The following is a 15,101-nucleotide window of genomic DNA, read 5'->3' on the forward strand; positions in this document are numbered from 1 at the left end:
GTCTGCGACGCCTTTAGCCTGGTATACAGAGCGCGTTTATCCTGGAATAAGAGGTGCCATCCACCATGCCGAACCAGCACGACGGACGCGATCGAAGCGATCGACGCGACGAACTGGGCGCCTTTCTGCGCAGCCGCAGGGAGCGGATCTCCCCCGAGGAGGTCGGCCTGCCGCGCACGGGGCGGCGCCGGACGCCCGGCCTCCGCCGGGAGGAACTCGCGCTGCTCGCCGGGATCAGCGCCACTTGGTACACGTATCTCGAACAGGGCCGGGACATCCGCGCCTCCGACCAGGTGCTCGAAGCCCTCGCCTCGACGTTGCGGCTCGACCGGCACGAGCGCGGGCACCTCTTCCAGCTCGCCGGTCACGCGCCCGCTCCCGGGCCCGAGGCGGACGGACCCGAACCGCTCGCCCCCGAGGTGGCGGCCGTCCCGCTGCTGCTCCAGCCGCACCCGGCGTACATCATCGACGGCACCTACGACGTGCTCAGCGCCAACCGCGCGGCGCGCGAACTGTTCCCCGGCCTCACGGCGTCGGAGGACCGCCCGGCGAACTTCGCCCGCTGGACGTTCCTCGAACCGGTGGCCAAGGAGGTGGTCCTCGACTGGACGACGGAGGCCCGCGGCCTGCTCGCCCGCCTGCGCACCCTCTCCGCCCGCCACCCTGGCGACCCCCGCTACACCCGCCTGACCGACGAACTCCACGCGGGCAGCGCCGAGGTCCGCGACTGGTGGCCGCGCTACGACGTCCAGGACAGACGCGGCGGCCGCAAACGCCTGCGCCACCCCCAACGCGGCCCGTCCGTCTTCGCGTTCACGGCCTTCCACGTCGCCGGTCAGCCGGACCACACCCTGGTGATCTACACGGAGGCGGAGGCGGAGGCGGGAACGGGGGCGGACGAGGACCGCTGAGACGTAGACATAGACGTAGACGTACGAGCTACAGGCGGTCGATCTCCGTAAGGTCGACGTCGATGGCGTAGGGGAGGTCGACGGAGAGCTGCTTCAGGTGGGTGCCCGTGGACTCGTAGACCTTCTTCACGGGGTCGAGCACGTATGTGTGCGCCACCGGGGTGTCCTCCGCGCCAGCCACCTCCACCAGCCAGAAGTTCGGGATGCCCGCGCGCGCGTACTTGTGGGGCTTGGTGTCGCGGTCGCGCGACTCGGAGTCGGGCGAGACCACCTCGACGGCCAGCTCGACGTCGGCCACGTCATAGCGCGTCTGCCGCCTGCCGGTCACGGCCTCGGCCCTGACGACGAGCAGATCGGGCCTGGCCCCGTTCCGCGCGTCGAGCACGACGGCCATCCCCCTCCGCACCCGCAGATGGGCGGGAAGCGACCTGCGCAGACCCTGCTCCAGCAGACAACGGACGACGCTGTGGAAGTTGTTCTGCGGACTCGCGAAAACCAGACTCCCGTCGATCAGCTCGGTGCGCGACGGGAGGTCTTTCAGGGTCAGCAGATCGTCGACGGTGTAGCCCTCGGGCGGAGGTACCGGCCAGGAGTCCATGGGCGGGATCCTCGGCCGTACGTTCAGCACGGCAGGCGGAAACGCACGCGCCGCCACTCGAACGAGTGAGCGGCGGCGCGTGGTCGGCCATGACGGGCCGGAGCGGTCAGCTACGGGCGGGCGAGACGCCCAAGGGCGCGGCGGCCCCCGGGGTCACTCCCACTCGATGGTGCCCGGGGGCTTGCTCGTGATGTCCAGGGTCACGCGGTTGACCTCGGAGACCTCGTTGGTGATCCGCGTCGAGATGCGGGCCAGTACGTCGTAGGGCAGGCGCGACCAGTCCGCCGTCATCGCGTCCTCGGACGAGACGGGGCGCAGCACGATCGGGTGACCGTAGGTGCGGCCGTCGCCCTGGACGCCGACCGAGCGGACGTCGGCGAGGAGGACCACGGGGCACTGCCAGATGTCGCGGTCCAGACCGGCGGCCGTCAGCTCCTCGCGGGCGATGGCGTCGGCCTCGCGCAGGATGTCCAGGCGCTCCCTGGTGACCTCGCCGACGATGCGGATGCCGAGCCCGGGGCCTGGGAACGGCTGGCGCTGGACGATGTTGTCCGGCAGGCCGACCTCCTGGCCCACCATGCGGACCTCGTCCTTGAAGAGCTTGCGCAGCGGCTCGATCAGCTCGAACTCGATGTCCTCGGGGAGGCCGCCGACGTTGTGGTGCGACTTGATGTTCGCGGTGCCCGTGCCGCCGCCGGACTCCACCACGTCCGGGTAGAGGGTGCCCTGCACCAGGAAGGCGACGTCCTCGCCCGCCTCGTCGGCCTCGGCGACCAGCTCCGCCTGGGCCTGCTCGAAGACGCGGATGAACTCCCGGCCGATGATCTTCCGCTTCTGCTCCGGGTCGGACACCCCGGCCAGCGCGTCCAGGAACCGCTCCGAGGCGTCCACGATCCGCAGTTGCGCGCCCGTGGCCGCGACGAAGTCCTTCTCGACCTGCTCCGTCTCGCCCTTGCGCATCAGCCCGTGGTCGACGTAGACGCAGGTGAGCTGGCTGCCGATGGCCTTGTTGACCAGCGCGGCGGCCACCGCCGAGTCCACCCCGCCGGACAGGCCGCAGATGGCGCGCTTGCCGCCGACGCGCTCGCGGATGGCCTCGACCTGCTCGTCCACGATGCTCGTCGTGGTCCAGGAGGGGGTGAGTCCGGCGCCGCGGTAGAGGAAGTGCTCCAGCACCTGCTGCCCGTAGGTGGAGTGCATGACCTCGGGGTGGTGCTGCACGCCGTACAGCTTCAGCTCGTCGTTCTCGAAGGCCGCCACCGGGACCATGCTGGTGGACGCGGTGACCGTGAAGCCCTCGGGCGCGGCGGAGCACGCGTCGCCGTGGGACATCCACACCTGCTGCTCGGCCGGGGTGCCCTCGAAGAGGGTCGAGGAGGGCTTGGAGACGCTGAGGTCGGTCCGCCCGTACTCGCGGCTGCCGGTGTTGTCGACGGTGCCGCCGAGGGCCTGCGCCATCAGCTGGAAGCCGTAGCACATGCCGAAGACCGGGACCCCGGCCTCGAAGAGGGCGCGGTCCAGGGAGGGGGCGTTCTCCGCGTACACGGACGAGGGGCCGCCCGAGAGGATGATCGCCTTGGGGTTCTTCGCGAGGATCTCGGACACCGGCATGGTGGACGGGACGATCTCGCTGTAGACCCTCGCCTCGCGCACACGGCGGGCGATGAGCTGGGCGTACTGCGCGCCGAAGTCGACGACCAGGACGGTGTCGGGCGTTGCGCTGGGCGGGGTGGGAGCCACGGAGCTGCCTTTCGGCGGTGGAGCTGAGCTGGGTGTGGACCTCGATTCTAACGGGGCCCGGCGGGTCGCCCGCCTGCCCTCTCTCCCGCCCCGCCTCTGCCGGGTGCGCGCCACGACGTACGTGCCCGCGCGGCAGCCAGCGGCGGCCCGCAGCGGCCCGTGACGGGGATCACCGGCCCCGGTGGCCGTCCCGTACACCCGGGGTCCACCTACGGTACCGATGCCGTTTACCTCCCACTATCGCCGCTTCAGATCGCTTCTAACGGAATGCCCCGTTCTGGGCAACCGTGCCCCGTAGCCGGGGGTCATACGCGTCACACCACCCCGCACGGCACCGCACCGCACCGCACCCGGAACCCGGAGAGGAACCCGCATGAGCGTGAGAGCGAGATCAAGAGGGAGAGGGAGAGGGAGAGCACGCCCCCGGACGTGCGCGACGTTCGCGAGGGCCGTCGCGCTGACGGCGGTCGTCGCCACGACGGCCGTGGTCGCGCCCGCCACCGGCGCCGCGGCGACGGGCGGCCACGCCCCGGCCTGGGAGGTGTCCGAGGCGGGCGGCCTCTCGGCCAACGCGCACCTCAGCTCCGTGTCGGCGGCTGGCCCGCACGCCGCCTGGGCCGTCGGCCACCAGAGCTTCGGCGGCGTGTCCGACGGCGTCATCCTGCGCTGGAAGGACGGCTCCTGGCGCCAGGACCGCACCGCCGGGCTGCCCCAGGTGAACTACTGGCACTCGGTGGACGCCGTCTCGCCCCGCGACGTGTGGGCCTACGGCTGGAGCCAGACCGAGGAGGTCGCCACGCACTACGACGGCCGCAGGTGGCAGCGCGTCCCCCTGCCGGACGACGCCGGGCCCCAGCAGGGCTTCGCCGAACTCGCCGCCGTACCCGGACGCGCCTGGCTGGCCGGTGACTACAGCCTCAGCACCTGGTCGCACGGCGTCTGGCAGACGGAGGACCTGCCCACGGGCATCAGCGCCGAGGACGTGGACGCGCGCACCGCCGACGACGCCTGGGCGGTGGGCGGCTTCTCGTACGCGGGCCAGGAGTCGCGGCCCGTCGCGCTGCACTGGGACGGCGAGGACTGGACGGAGGTCCCGGTGCCCGGCACCGGGCTGCGCCTCGCGCAGGTCTACGCCGAGTCGGCGCGCAGCGTCTACGCGACGGCCTACGTCTCCTCCGTCGACGGGGAGAGCCACGAGCCCCGGGTGCTGCACTGGAACGGCCGCTCCTGGAAGGACATCACGGGCCCCGTCGGAGGACTGATACCCCAGGCCGTGAACGGCGACGGCCGGGGCAACGTCTGGGTCAGCGGCGACCCCGACGGCTGGGAGGGCCCGCCGGTGTTCTGGCGGTACGACGGGAAGCGGTGGAGCGAGATCGAGGGCGCGAAGGTGACGGGCGGCGCGACGCAGGCGTACAACATCACCGACCTCGCGCCGCTCGGCCGCACGGGGCGGTTCTGGGCCGTCGGCTCGTACGAACTCCTCGTCGGCGAGAGCAGTTCGGAGAGCTACGAGCTGATCGAGCGCTCCACGCGCTGACACGGCCCGGGGGCCGGAGGACCCGGCCCGGTGGCCCGGTGCGGGGTGGCGGCCACCCCGCGCACGGGGGCATACTGTGCCGCATGTTCGAGCAGACCAGCTTCTGGTTTACCTATGGCACCGGCCCGTCCGGCTGCCATGGTCGAGCTGCTTGAGCCACCACAGACAAGCGACTTCCCAGGCGCCCCGGGCCACACAAGGCCCGGGGCGTCTGTCGTTCCCGCTCCCGGCCCTGTGGCTCCCGGGGCTCCGACAGAGCCCGAGGAGACGGACCATGACGAACACCAGCAGCACCGAAGCCAGCACCGAAGCCAGTGCCGCGACCGGCACCGGCACGAGCGCCAGCGCCAGCGCCACGGCGGAGGAGATCATCAGCGGCGCGCGGGAGCGGATCGACGCGCTCGATACGAGGATTCTCGCGCTCGTACGGGAGCGGATGGCGGTCTCGGAGAGCATCCAGCGCGCCCGTGTCGAGTCCGGCGGACGGCGCGTCCACCTCGCCCGCGAGATGGAGGTCCTGGACCACTACAGGGCCGAACTGGGCCGCCCCGGCACCCAGCTCGCGATGACCCTGCTGGGGCTGTGCCGCGGCCAGTTGTGAGCCGGAGCGGGTCCGGCACCCCCTGATGGGGCCCCGCGAGGCGGCCCCGTAGAGCACCTCGTAGAGCACCCCGCAGGGCACCCGCCGAGCGCGCCGCCGTCACCTCGCCGGTCGCCCGCGGTCACCCGTACGGCCCGTGACCGGCCCGGACGGGCTTCGTTGGACCCGGTGTCCCGATGTCGGCTGGGTGCCCGGCTGCACTGGGGCGGCGACACCGGAGCGTGAGACGCCCGTGTCTCCCGTGAGGCGGAGACGGCAGCGTCGTGGGACCTCGCTCCGGTGCTGTGACCGGACAGCAGGGGACAGCAGCCCGGTCACCCACCTCCCCGCCTCTGGCGGGGGGACAGCGGCCGGTCGCGGGGACGCCCGGGACCGGCCGCTCCGCGGATCCCGGCCCTCTCGCGACGCCGCGCTCCCGGCCCGTACGAGGGCGGCGACGGAGTCCGTCGAAACGGTTGCGCGGCACGCGGCGCATCCACCACGATGCACGGAAGGTGTCCCGCACCCCTCAACCGCTCGGCGGGCCACGGCGGTTCTCCGCCTCCGGCCGTACCGACCAGCGGCGCTACCCCCCGGCGCCGCCCTCAGCGCGGGCGCTGCCCTGAGCCCGCGCTGACCGCCAAGGGCCCCGAGGAAGCCGCCACCCACCCGGCGGCACCCCGGGGCCCTTCGCTGTGCCGGCCACTGAGCCGGCCAGCCGACCGCGCTGTGACATAGGCCACATCAAAACCTGGTGAAGCGTGGGCAACTCTGCGCCTTTGTCCCGTGATGCCCCCTTAAGCGGAACAAGGGCCTCCCACAGGCGCCCCGCATACCCCTGCCGCGACGCGTGATCCGCCCGTACGCTGCTGCTCCAGCCGGACCGCGCCCCACCGTCGCGACGGCTGCGTCTCTTCTTCGTCTCTTCGCCACGTCGTTACGGATCGGATGAGGTCAGCCCCATGAGGATTCGCCGTGCTCTGGTGACCGCGGCAGCGACCGCCGCGATCGTTCCCGCCGCGCTGATGGCCGCGCCCACGGCCGCCGCCACGGACAGCGGCGGCAGCGGCGACCCCGCCGCTTCCACCACGTCCACCGGTTCCACGGGAACGGGCGGCTCGACCGCCACCGAGGGGTCCACCGGCTCGGCGGGATCGACCGGAACGGGCGGTTCGACGGGCTCGGCCGGGACCGCGGGTTCGGCCGCGGCGGGCGGCAGCTCGGCCGGTACGGCCGGAACAGGCGCGAACGGCGGCACCGGGAACACCGGCGGTACGGGCGGCGCCAGCGCCGGATCCACCAGCACCGGGACCACGGGCACGGGCGGCGGTGACAACGGCGGCACGAGCGCCGGGACCGGCGGCCAGGAGCCCGGCAACAGCACCTCGGGAGGCGGCACCGGCGAGCTGCCGGGCGGCGGCCTGTGCGAGGACGAGGACGACGAGGCGACCGAGGACGCCGACCTCACCACCACCCTGCACGGGCTGCCGGCCAAGGTCGTCGCGGGCAGCGGCTTCCACACGTTCACGTACCGCCTCACGAACAACTCCGACAAGGACTTCGAGTCCGTCGAGTTCGGTCTGTTCGCCGCGGCCGTCGCGGAGGACGCGCCGGACGACGAGGGCACAGGCGAGCACCTCACCCTCCAGTACAAGGACCGGGAGACCGGCGACTGGAAGGACATCTCCACGGACGCGGACGACGAGGAAGAGGGCCACATAGGCAGCACCCGCGTGGCCGCGAACGGGAAGACAGAGGTCGAGCTGCGGCTGAGCGTCGACAAGAAGGCGCCCGCGGGCACCGGCTACGCGATCAGTGTCGGCGCGTACCTCGACGAGGAGGACAACTGCGTCGTCTCGGCGGGCGAATACTACGAGTTCGAGATCGTGGCGGCGGGCAAGGGCGCGGACGAGGAGTCGCCCGAGACCAAGCCCCAGGGCGGCGCGAAGAAGCCCGCGAGCACGCCCGCGAAGTCCGGGTCCGGCGGCGGCAGCGGCGGCTCCACCGGAGAGCTGGCCTCGACGGGCTCCTCGGACACGCTGCCCGCGATCGGGCTCACCGGCGCCGCCGCGATGGTGGCCGGAGCGGGCGCTGTGCTCGTCGCCCGCCGTCGCGTCACCCCCGGGCGACGCTGACGGGGCGGAACGGATCGGTCTGCCCGGCCCCTTCCTGACCAGCGGGCCGACGGCCGCGTGTTCCCGTGCCGGCCGTCGGCCCGCTTCCACGCCCGCGCCCGCCGCGCCCGTACCCGTCGCGTCCGGTCCCGTCAGTCCGCCGGACTCGGAGCCGAGGCCGAGGCCGAGGCTGAGGACGACTCGGGATCGGCGGCCGGGGCCGACTCGAAGGCGGCGGCCGAGTCGTCGGCCGACGTCGGGCGCGAGGCGGGCACGCTAGGCACCGGCAGCAGTGGCAGCCGCAGTGCGCCGAAGGCGTCCTCGGGCACGGCCGGTCGGCGCGGGGCGACGGGCGCGAGCCGTACGTACGCCTCGCCCTGCGCCGGACGCGCGTCCTCGTCGCCCTTGTTGGGCCACAGGGACATGGCGCGCTCGGCCTGCGCCGTGATCGTCAGCGACGGGTTCACGCCGAGGTTCGCGGAGATGGCCGAGCCGTCGACGACGGAGATGCCGGGGTGCCCGTAGAGCCGGTGGTACGGGTCGATGACGCCGCTGTCCGCGTCCCCGCCGATCGGGCAGCCGCCCAGGAAGTGCGCGGTCAGCGGGGTGTTCATCAGCTCGCCGACGTTCGTCCCAGCGAAGCCGTTGATCTCGTCGGCCAGGTGCCTGGCCGCCTCCGCGCCCTCGGGTATGTGCACCGGGTTGGGCGCCCCGTGCCCCTGGCGCGCGGTGAGCAGGCCCTTGCCCAGGCCCTTGTCCTTCCGGTACGTGGTCAGCGAGTTGTCGTGCGTCTGCATGACGAGGCCGATGATGATGCGCTCCGACCACTGGCGCGCCGAGAGCGAGCGCGCGAACAGCACGGGGTGGCGCAGACACGTCCCCACGTGCGCCAGCCCCTTGGGGAGGCGGCTCGACGTGCGCACCTGGAGGGTGGTCAGCGCGCTCATCGCGTTGGAGCCCTTGCCGTAGCGCACCGGCTCGATGTGGGTGTGGTCATTGGGGTGGACGGACGAGGTGATCGCGACGCCCTTGGTGAAATCCAGCTCGCTGTCCTGACCCCACTTCTTGCGGTAGCGGCGCGCGACGGTCTGGGCGCCCACCAGGGCCTCGGAGTTGGTGCGGGTCAGCTCGCCGAGCCGCGCCGATATGCGGGGCAGGCCGCCGCTGTCCTTCATCCGGTGCAGGAGTGTCTGCGTCCCGTACGTACCGGCCGCGACCACCACCTTGCGGCAGCGCAGCACGCGGGGCGCGGCCTTGCGCTTGTCCGTGCGGACGCAGGTGACGGCGAAGCCCTCGCCGCCGTCGATCTCCTGGAGCGCGCTGACCGTGGTCAGCGGGTGCACGACGGCGCCCGCCTTCTCGGCGAGGTAGAGGTAGTTCTCGTTGAGGGTGTTCTTCGCGCCGTGGCGGCAGCCCGTCATGCACTCGCCGCACTCGGTGCACCCCTTGCGCGAGGGGCCCGCGCCGCCGAAGTACGGATCGGGGACCTCGCCGCCAGGGGACTTCACGCGCTCGCCCCGCGCGTCCTCGCCGTCGCCGAAGAAGACCCCGACGGGCGCCATGTGGAAGGTGTCGCCCGCGCCCATCTTCTCGGCCGCCGCCTTCAGATGGACGTCGGAGGGCGTCATCGTCGGGTTGAGGCGGGCACCGAGCATGCGCTGTGCCTGGTCGTAGAAGGGCTTCAGCTCCTCCTGCCAGTCGGTGATGTGCCCCCACTGGCGGTCCTGGAAGAACGGGGGCGGCGGCACGTAGAGGGTGTTGGCGTAGTTGAGGGAGCCGCCGCCCACCCCTGCGCCTGCCAGGATCATGACATTGCTGAGCAGGTGTATGCGCTGGATGCCGTAGAGGCCGAGCGCCGGGGCCCAGAGGTAGTTCTTGATGTCCCAGGAGTTCTTGGGCAGCGTCTCGCGCGTGAAGCGCCGCCCGGCCTCCAGCACGCCGACGCGGTAGCCCTTCTCCGTGAGGCGCAGCGCCGAGACCGAGCCGCCGAACCCGGACCCCACGACGAGGACGTCATAGTCGTACGAAGTACGCGAATCACCCTGTTTACGGGCAGACTTCTCCTGTGACACGGGGGACCTCCGAAAAACGGTGCGGCTCAGGTCGGCAATATGGGGGGGCGGGTGGTGATGTGCCGCGCCTCCGGGTCAGCGGAAGCGCAGCACCTTGAGCGCCTTGAGCGAGACGCTCATGAAGGCGGCGTACTTCTCGTCGTTCATGCCGAGGGACGGTGCCATGGGCAGCACCCGCTGGTGGGCCACGGTCTGCGGCTCGGTGTACTTGAGGATGCCCTCGGAGCCGTGCCTGCGGCCGATCCCCGAGTCCCCCATGCCGCCCATGGGCGCCTGGGCGCTGCCGTAGGCGGAGGCGTAACCCTCGTTCACGTTGACGGTGCCGGTGCGCAGCCGGGCCGCGAGGGCGCGGGCGCGGCGGCCGTTGCGGCTCCACACACTGGAGTTGAGGCCGTACGGCGTCGCGTTGGCCAGCGAGACCGCCTCCTCCTCGTCGGAGAAGCGGTACACCGAGACGACGGGCCCGAACGTCTCCTCCTCGCACACGGCCATCGGCGCGCCGACCCCGTCGAGGATGGTCGGCTCGTAGAACAGCGGGCCGATGTCGGGGCGTGCCCTGCCGCCCGCGAGCACCGTGGCGCCCTTGTCGACGGCCTCGTCGACGTGGCGCGAGACGGTCTCCAGTTGCCGCTGCGAGACGAGGGAGCCCATGTCGGCGCCGTAGGCGAGCGCGGAACCCAGGCGCATCGCCTTCGTACGGGCGACGAACCGCTCCAGGAAGGCGTCGGCCACCGACTCGTGGACGTAGAGCCGCTCGATGGAGATGCAGAGCTGGCCCGCGGAGGAGAAGGCACCGCGCACGGCTCCGGCCGCGGCCTTGTCCAGGTCGGCGTCGGCGAGCACCAGCATGGCGTTCTTGCCGCCCAGCTCCAGCGAGCAGCCCACGAGCCTGGCGGCGGCGCGCTGCGCGACCTCGCGTCCCGTGCGGGTCGAGCCGGTGAAGGATATGTAGTCGCCGCGCTCGATGACCTCGGGGCCGACGACCGGGCCCTCGCCCAGCACGATCTGCCACACGTCCTCGGGCAGCCCGGCCTCGATCAGCAGCGCACGGGCCCACAGCGCGGTCAGCGCCGTCTCCGTGTCGGGCTTCGTGACGAGCGCGTTGCCCGCCACGAGCGCGGGCAGCGCGTCCCCGACGGACAGCTCGAAGGGGTAGTTCCACGGCGATATCTGGCCGATCACGCCGCGCGGCTGCCGCAGCTCGGTGACCTTCGTCAGGGTGGGTATCGCGCCGGTGTGCCGCTTCGGGCGCAGATACGCGGACGCCTTGCGCCCGTAGTGCCGCGCGGCGACGGCGACCGCCTGCACCTCCTCGTGCGCGTGCAGGCGCGCCTTGCCCGTCTCCAGCTGGATGAGGTCGAGCACCTCGGACTGGCGGCTCAGCACCAGGTCGTGGAAGCGCAGGAGCACGGCGGCGCGCTGCCGCAGGGGCGTCGCGGCCCACGCGTGCTGTGCCTCGCGGGCCCGCGCGAAGGCGGCGGCGACGTCCTCCGGCGTGGACTCCGGCAGATCGGCCAGCTTCTCCCCGGTCGACGGGGTGTGGTTGGCCGTCTTGCCGCTGCCGGTGACACCGCGCGCGAGGCGGGCCACGAGGTCGGGGGTGACCACGTCGGCGGCTGTGCGCACCCCGGTGGGTACGGGGGCGAGAGGGTTACCGGGTGCGGCGTCGGCGCTGCCGCGCGCCTCCTGCGTGTCCGTCATGCGCCAGAGACTACGACCGCGAGCCAGCCCCCGCATACCCAGCGGTAACCACTTTTCACGGAATCTGCCAGTGATTGCTGGCGCGACGGGGTGGACCGACGGACGGACGCGGACCGGTTTGTCAGCCGAAGCCGGTCACGGCCGCGTCGAAGAGGCCCTTGCCGTCCGTCTCCGCGTCCTCCGCGTCCGGCACGGACACCCTGAGCTGGTACATGCCGCCGTCACCGTCCGGCACGACGAGGTTCCGCTGCACCACCAGCTTGCTGGCCTCGCCCTCACGGTCCAGGCTCTGGAGCCGCACCGTGTACCGGGCGGCCTCCTCTCCCCCGTGCTCCGTGCCGCTGAGCACCCCCGAGCGGGTGCGCACGGTGCGCCGCCCGTCCTCCGGCGCGCCCTTGGCCAGCCACTCGATCTCCCGTTCCGCCCAGTCGCGGGGCGACACTGAGGGGCCGTCCTGGTCGCGGTAGACCTCGACCCAGACCTGGTCGTCGTCGGGGTCCTCGTAGACGATCCGGTCCGCTCCCGGCTCGCGTACGAAGTGGTCGGGCACCGCGATCCGGTAGCCGAACCGGTCCTCCTCGTACGTCCGGGTGTCCTTGCCCCAGTCGGGCGGCGCGGCGGAGCCGGAGGGGTCGGCGCCCGGGGAAGCGGAGCCGCCCGCGAGCGGCGGGCCCTCGCCCGGTGCCGTCCCCCCGTCGAACGCGCGCAGTACCAGCCACCCCGCGAGCGCGGCTGCCAGCACGACGCCGGACACCGCCACGACGGTCCGCTTACGGGGTACGCGCGCCGTACGGGCCGCTTCCGCTTCCGCCTCCGCCTCCGCCTCCGCTTTTGGCTCACGAGGGCTGTCCGGGGTGGCCCGCACGGTGGTGGCGGTGTCGGAGTGCGCGGGCTCCGGTTCGGGGTCTGCTTCGGGTTCCGCGAGCGCGGAGACGTCGAGTTCGGGGCCGATGAACTCCGGCTCCGGCTGGGGGTCCGGTTCGGGCTCCGGCTGGGGGTCCGGCTGAGGGTCCGGCTGAGGGTCCGGTTCGGGCTGGACGTCCGCCGCGTCGTCGCCGTCGGCGCCCTCCCCCTCCCCCGCGACCTCCCGCAGCACCGTCAGCACCGCCTCAGCGTCCGGCCGTTCGCCGGGATCCTGCGCCAGGAGGCACCCGACCAGGGGCCCGAGCCGCTCCGCGCCGGCAGGGGGCACGGCGGCGCCGGAGAGTACGGCGGCGACGGTGGCCTCCATGGTCTCCCTGCGGAAGGGCGACCAGCCCTCGACCGCCTCGTACAGCAGCACCCCGAACGACCACAGGTCGGACTCGGGACCCGGACGGCGGCCCCCCATCCGCTCCGGCGCGCAATAGCGCAGCGACCCGAAGAACTCGCCGCTGACCGTCAGCGAGGTCTCCCCCTCGATGCGCGCGATGCCGAAGTCCGTGAGCACCACGCGCCCGTCCCTGCCGAGGAGGACGTTGGCGGGCTTGACGTCCCTGTGCAGCACGCCGCGTTCGTGGGCCGCGCGCAGCCCCTCCAGCACGGGCAGCGCGATCCGCGCCGCCTCGCGCTCGGGCAGCGCGCCCTCGCGGTCCAGCAGGTCGGCCAGGGTCTCGCCGCGCACCAGCTCCATGACGATCCAGGGGCGGCGGCCGTGCACGACCACGTCGTGGATGGTGACCACGGACGGGTGGTCCACGCGCCCTGCGGCCCGCGCCTCGCGCCGCATCCGCTCCACGGCCGCCGAACGGGCCCCGGTGTCCGCGTCCATGCCCGAGCCCGGGTCCGGATCCGGGTCGGCGGCGAGCACCAGATGCGCGGGCACGTGCATCTCCTTGAGCGCGACCTCGCGCCCCGTCTCCACGTCCCGCGCCGCCCACACGGCACCCATGCCGCCTGCCGCGATCCGCTCCAGCAGCTCGTAACGGCCCGCTACCAGGCGGGCGTCGTCGTCCGTCACAGTTGGTTTACGTCGAAGTACGCGACCAGGTCCTCGAACATCCGCTTCGACTGCTCCCGTGCACTCGCGTCGCCGTCCGGTGCTTCAAGGGCCAGGTGCCACTCGTCGGCAGCTCCCCCGTCGTTCGTCATGGCCCCATCATTATCGCGGAGAGTGCCGTGATTGCTACCGGCATCGCTCACCCGTGACCTCAGTGCGGCTTCGTGCGGACGAAGGTCTTCAGCGCGGTGTCGAAGTGCCGCTTCGCGTCGGCCTGGCGGTCGCTCGGTGCGGAAACCCACAGGTCGTACATCTTCCCCGCCTCGTCCCAGCTCTGGTCGAAGGTGTGCCGGGGGCCGCCGTCCGCCGACTCGCCGTTCCAGGTGAACTCCCACAGCGCGCCCGGGAATCCGTCCTTCCGCACCTCCCTGACCGCCCCTCCCCGGTAGCCGGGGTACCGGTGTGGCCCCTCCTCGTCCGCCTTCTTCATCGCGGAAACCGGACCACCGGGTTCCTGGTCCTGGATGTAGACGCCGAGCCGGAACTCCTTGCCGGGCGAGTAGTAGAAGACGCGGGGCGGCTCGTACGAGCGCGTGAAGCCCTTGGGGACGGCGACCTTGAAGCCCGCCGGATCGTCGACGGTGCGGTAGCCGCTGGGAGCGGGCCCGGGCTTGGACGTGGGCGTGGACCCGGCTCCTCCGGCTTCCCCCTCGTCCCGTCCGTCGTCCGGCGTCTTCTCCTGGCCCTGCCCCTGGCCCGTCGTACTGCCGCCCTCGTCGCGGCCCGCGACGGCGACCCCGATCACCACGCCCCCGCCGACGAGCGTGAGGACGAGGGTGGAGACGAGCAGCCACGTACGGGCGCGGCCCCGCTCCTTCGCGGGGCGCGGAGCGGAGGTGGGGGCCGTGCCGGGGTGCGGGTGCGGGTGGGGCTCGGGCACCGCGCCGGTCACCGGCTCCGACTGGGGCTCGCTCACCATTGCGGGCGCGGGCGCGGGCTCAGCCGCGGGCACGGGCCCGGAAACCCCCTCGGCCGCCGAGGACGGCTCGGCACCCTCCTCCCCCATGCGCCCCGTCTCCGCGTACGCGCACAGCAGCCGTTCCGCCTCGTCCAGGCCCGTCCGCCTCGCCGGATCCCGCTCCAGCAGCCCGCGTACCAGCGGCAGCAGCGGCTCGACGGACGCGGGCGTGCGGATCTCGTCCAGCGTGACGGCGTGCAGCACACCGCCCAACGAGTCCCGGTGGAAGGGCGTCTCACCCTCGACGGCCGCGCACAGCAGCACGCCCAGCGACCACAGGTCCGCCTCGGGCCCGGTGCGATCGGCCGTCATCCGCTCCGGCGCCGTGTACTCGGGCGACCCCACGAAGGCCCCCGTCTCGCTGATCGTCGTCATACCGGCGACTTGCGCAATGCCGAAGTCCGTCAGCACGACGCGTCCCGTGCCCTCCTCCAACAGGACGTTGGCGGGTTTGAGATCGCGGTGCAGCACGCCGCGCGCGTGTGCCGCGCGCAGTGCGCGGGTCAGCGCCACGCCCACCCGGGCCGCCTCGTGCGCGGTGACGGGGCCGCCGCGCGCGATCCGGTCGGCGAGCGACTCCCCCTCCACCAGCTCCATCACGATCCACGGGCGCCCGTCCTGCTCCACGACGTCGTGCACGACGAGGATGCTGGGATGCCCGACCTGCGCGACGGTACGGGCCTCGCGCAGCGTCCGGCGGTGCAGCTCGCGCGCGGCGCCCGCCGATACGTCCTCTTCGAGGTGTATCTGCTTCACCGCGACCGATCTGCCCAGCAGTTCGTCCTCGGCGCGCCAGACCGTACCCATGCCGCCCCGGCCCAGCCGCGCACCCACGCGGTAGCGGTCCGCGAGCAAGAGGCTGTCACCGTCGTTCGTGTCCCCCATGGCCCACATCATGGCAGCCGGAAC

Annotated in this window: 11 protein-coding genes; 4 read left to right on the forward strand and 7 right to left on the reverse strand. The window is 72.7% G+C overall.

Going from position 1 to position 15,101, the window contains the following annotated elements:
- Positions 1–65 precede the first annotated feature (65 nt).
- Positions 66–911, forward strand: coding sequence for a helix-turn-helix transcriptional regulator (locus ACWGJ2_RS27325; RefSeq protein ID WP_453348897.1), 846 nt, complete (start codon positions 66–68; stop codon positions 909–911).
- 28 nt (positions 912–939) lie between these two features.
- On the opposite strand, the gene ACWGJ2_RS27330 is transcribed toward ACWGJ2_RS27325, so the two are convergent.
- Together ACWGJ2_RS27330 and guaA are read right to left on the reverse strand one after the other, a co-directional pair.
- A complete protein-coding gene (locus ACWGJ2_RS27330; RefSeq protein WP_453348898.1) occupies positions 940–1,509 on the reverse strand; it encodes a Uma2 family endonuclease in 570 nt (189 codons plus the stop codon).
- Positions 1,510–1,662: 153 nt separating this feature from the next.
- On the reverse strand, positions 1,663–3,249 hold the full coding sequence (gene guaA / locus ACWGJ2_RS27335) for a glutamine-hydrolyzing GMP synthase (protein WP_453348899.1): 1,587 nt from the start codon (positions 3,247–3,249) through the stop codon (positions 1,663–1,665).
- A gap of 373 nt (positions 3,250–3,622) precedes the next feature.
- Between guaA and ACWGJ2_RS27340 the strand changes: the two genes are divergently transcribed.
- The 3 genes from ACWGJ2_RS27340 to ACWGJ2_RS27350 all read left to right on the forward strand — a co-directional run bounded on the left by ACWGJ2_RS27340 (position 3,623) and on the right by ACWGJ2_RS27350 (position 7,504).
- Complete coding sequence (locus ACWGJ2_RS27340; protein WP_453348900.1) at positions 3,623–4,789, forward strand: hypothetical protein; 1,167 nt, start codon at positions 3,623–3,625, stop codon at positions 4,787–4,789.
- Between the two features lie 274 nt (positions 4,790–5,063).
- A complete protein-coding gene (locus tag ACWGJ2_RS27345; RefSeq protein ID WP_453348901.1) occupies positions 5,064–5,390 on the forward strand; it encodes a chorismate mutase in 327 nt (108 codons plus the stop codon).
- 941 nt (positions 5,391–6,331) lie between these two features.
- A complete protein-coding gene (locus ACWGJ2_RS27350) occupies positions 6,332–7,504 on the forward strand; it encodes an LAETG motif-containing sortase-dependent surface protein (protein ID WP_453348902.1) in 1,173 nt (390 codons plus the stop codon).
- Between the two features lie 131 nt (positions 7,505–7,635).
- Here the strand turns inward: ACWGJ2_RS27350 and ACWGJ2_RS27355 are convergent, their stop codons facing one another.
- The 5 genes from ACWGJ2_RS27355 to ACWGJ2_RS27375 all read right to left on the reverse strand — a co-directional run bounded on the left by ACWGJ2_RS27355 (position 7,636) and on the right by ACWGJ2_RS27375 (position 15,077).
- Positions 7,636–9,555 (reverse strand): GMC oxidoreductase, encoded by a 1,920-nt coding sequence (locus ACWGJ2_RS27355; RefSeq protein ID WP_453348903.1) that lies wholly within the window; start codon positions 9,553–9,555, stop codon positions 7,636–7,638.
- 75 nt (positions 9,556–9,630) lie between these two features.
- Positions 9,631–11,256 carry a succinic semialdehyde dehydrogenase gene (locus ACWGJ2_RS27360; RefSeq protein ID WP_453348904.1) on the reverse strand — a complete coding sequence of 542 codons (1,626 nt, stop codon included), beginning with the start codon at positions 11,254–11,256 and terminating at the stop codon, positions 9,631–9,633.
- Positions 11,257–11,377: 121 nt separating this feature from the next.
- On the reverse strand, positions 11,378–13,195 hold the full coding sequence (locus ACWGJ2_RS27365; RefSeq protein ID WP_453348905.1) for a serine/threonine-protein kinase: 1,818 nt from the start codon (positions 13,193–13,195) through the stop codon (positions 11,378–11,380).
- Positions 13,192–13,326 (reverse strand): hypothetical protein, encoded by a 135-nt coding sequence (locus tag ACWGJ2_RS27370; RefSeq protein ID WP_453348906.1) that lies wholly within the window; start codon positions 13,324–13,326, stop codon positions 13,192–13,194. Before ACWGJ2_RS27370 ends, ACWGJ2_RS27365 begins: the two co-directional genes overlap by 4 nt.
- A gap of 59 nt (positions 13,327–13,385) precedes the next feature.
- A complete protein-coding gene (locus ACWGJ2_RS27375; protein ID WP_453348907.1) occupies positions 13,386–15,077 on the reverse strand; it encodes a serine/threonine-protein kinase in 1,692 nt (563 codons plus the stop codon).
- Positions 15,078–15,101: the final 24 nt, after the last annotated feature.

The organism is Streptomyces sp. NPDC054796 (genome assembly GCF_053611545.1).

What these genes read in the sequence shown, in the direction of transcription:
- ACWGJ2_RS27370 (WP_453348906.1), bottom strand. Translation starts at nt 13,326, where the DNA reads ATGACGAACGACGGGGGAGCTGCCGACGAGTGGCACCTGGCCCTTGAA.
- ACWGJ2_RS27350 (WP_453348902.1), top strand. Translation starts at nt 6,332, where the DNA reads ATGAGGATTCGCCGTGCTCTGGTGACCGCGGCAGCGACCGCCGCGATC.
- ACWGJ2_RS27375 (WP_453348907.1), bottom strand. Translation starts at nt 15,077, where the DNA reads ATGGGGGACACGAACGACGGTGACAGCCTCTTGCTCGCGGACCGCTAC.
- ACWGJ2_RS27360 (WP_453348904.1), bottom strand. Translation starts at nt 11,256, where the DNA reads ATGACGGACACGCAGGAGGCGCGCGGCAGCGCCGACGCCGCACCCGGT.
- ACWGJ2_RS27345 (WP_453348901.1), top strand. Translation starts at nt 5,064, where the DNA reads ATGACGAACACCAGCAGCACCGAAGCCAGCACCGAAGCCAGTGCCGCG.
- ACWGJ2_RS27340 (WP_453348900.1), top strand. Translation starts at nt 3,623, where the DNA reads ATGAGCGTGAGAGCGAGATCAAGAGGGAGAGGGAGAGGGAGAGCACGC.
- ACWGJ2_RS27325 (WP_453348897.1), top strand. Translation starts at nt 66, where the DNA reads ATGCCGAACCAGCACGACGGACGCGATCGAAGCGATCGACGCGACGAA.
- ACWGJ2_RS27330 (WP_453348898.1), bottom strand. Translation starts at nt 1,509, where the DNA reads ATGGACTCCTGGCCGGTACCTCCGCCCGAGGGCTACACCGTCGACGAT.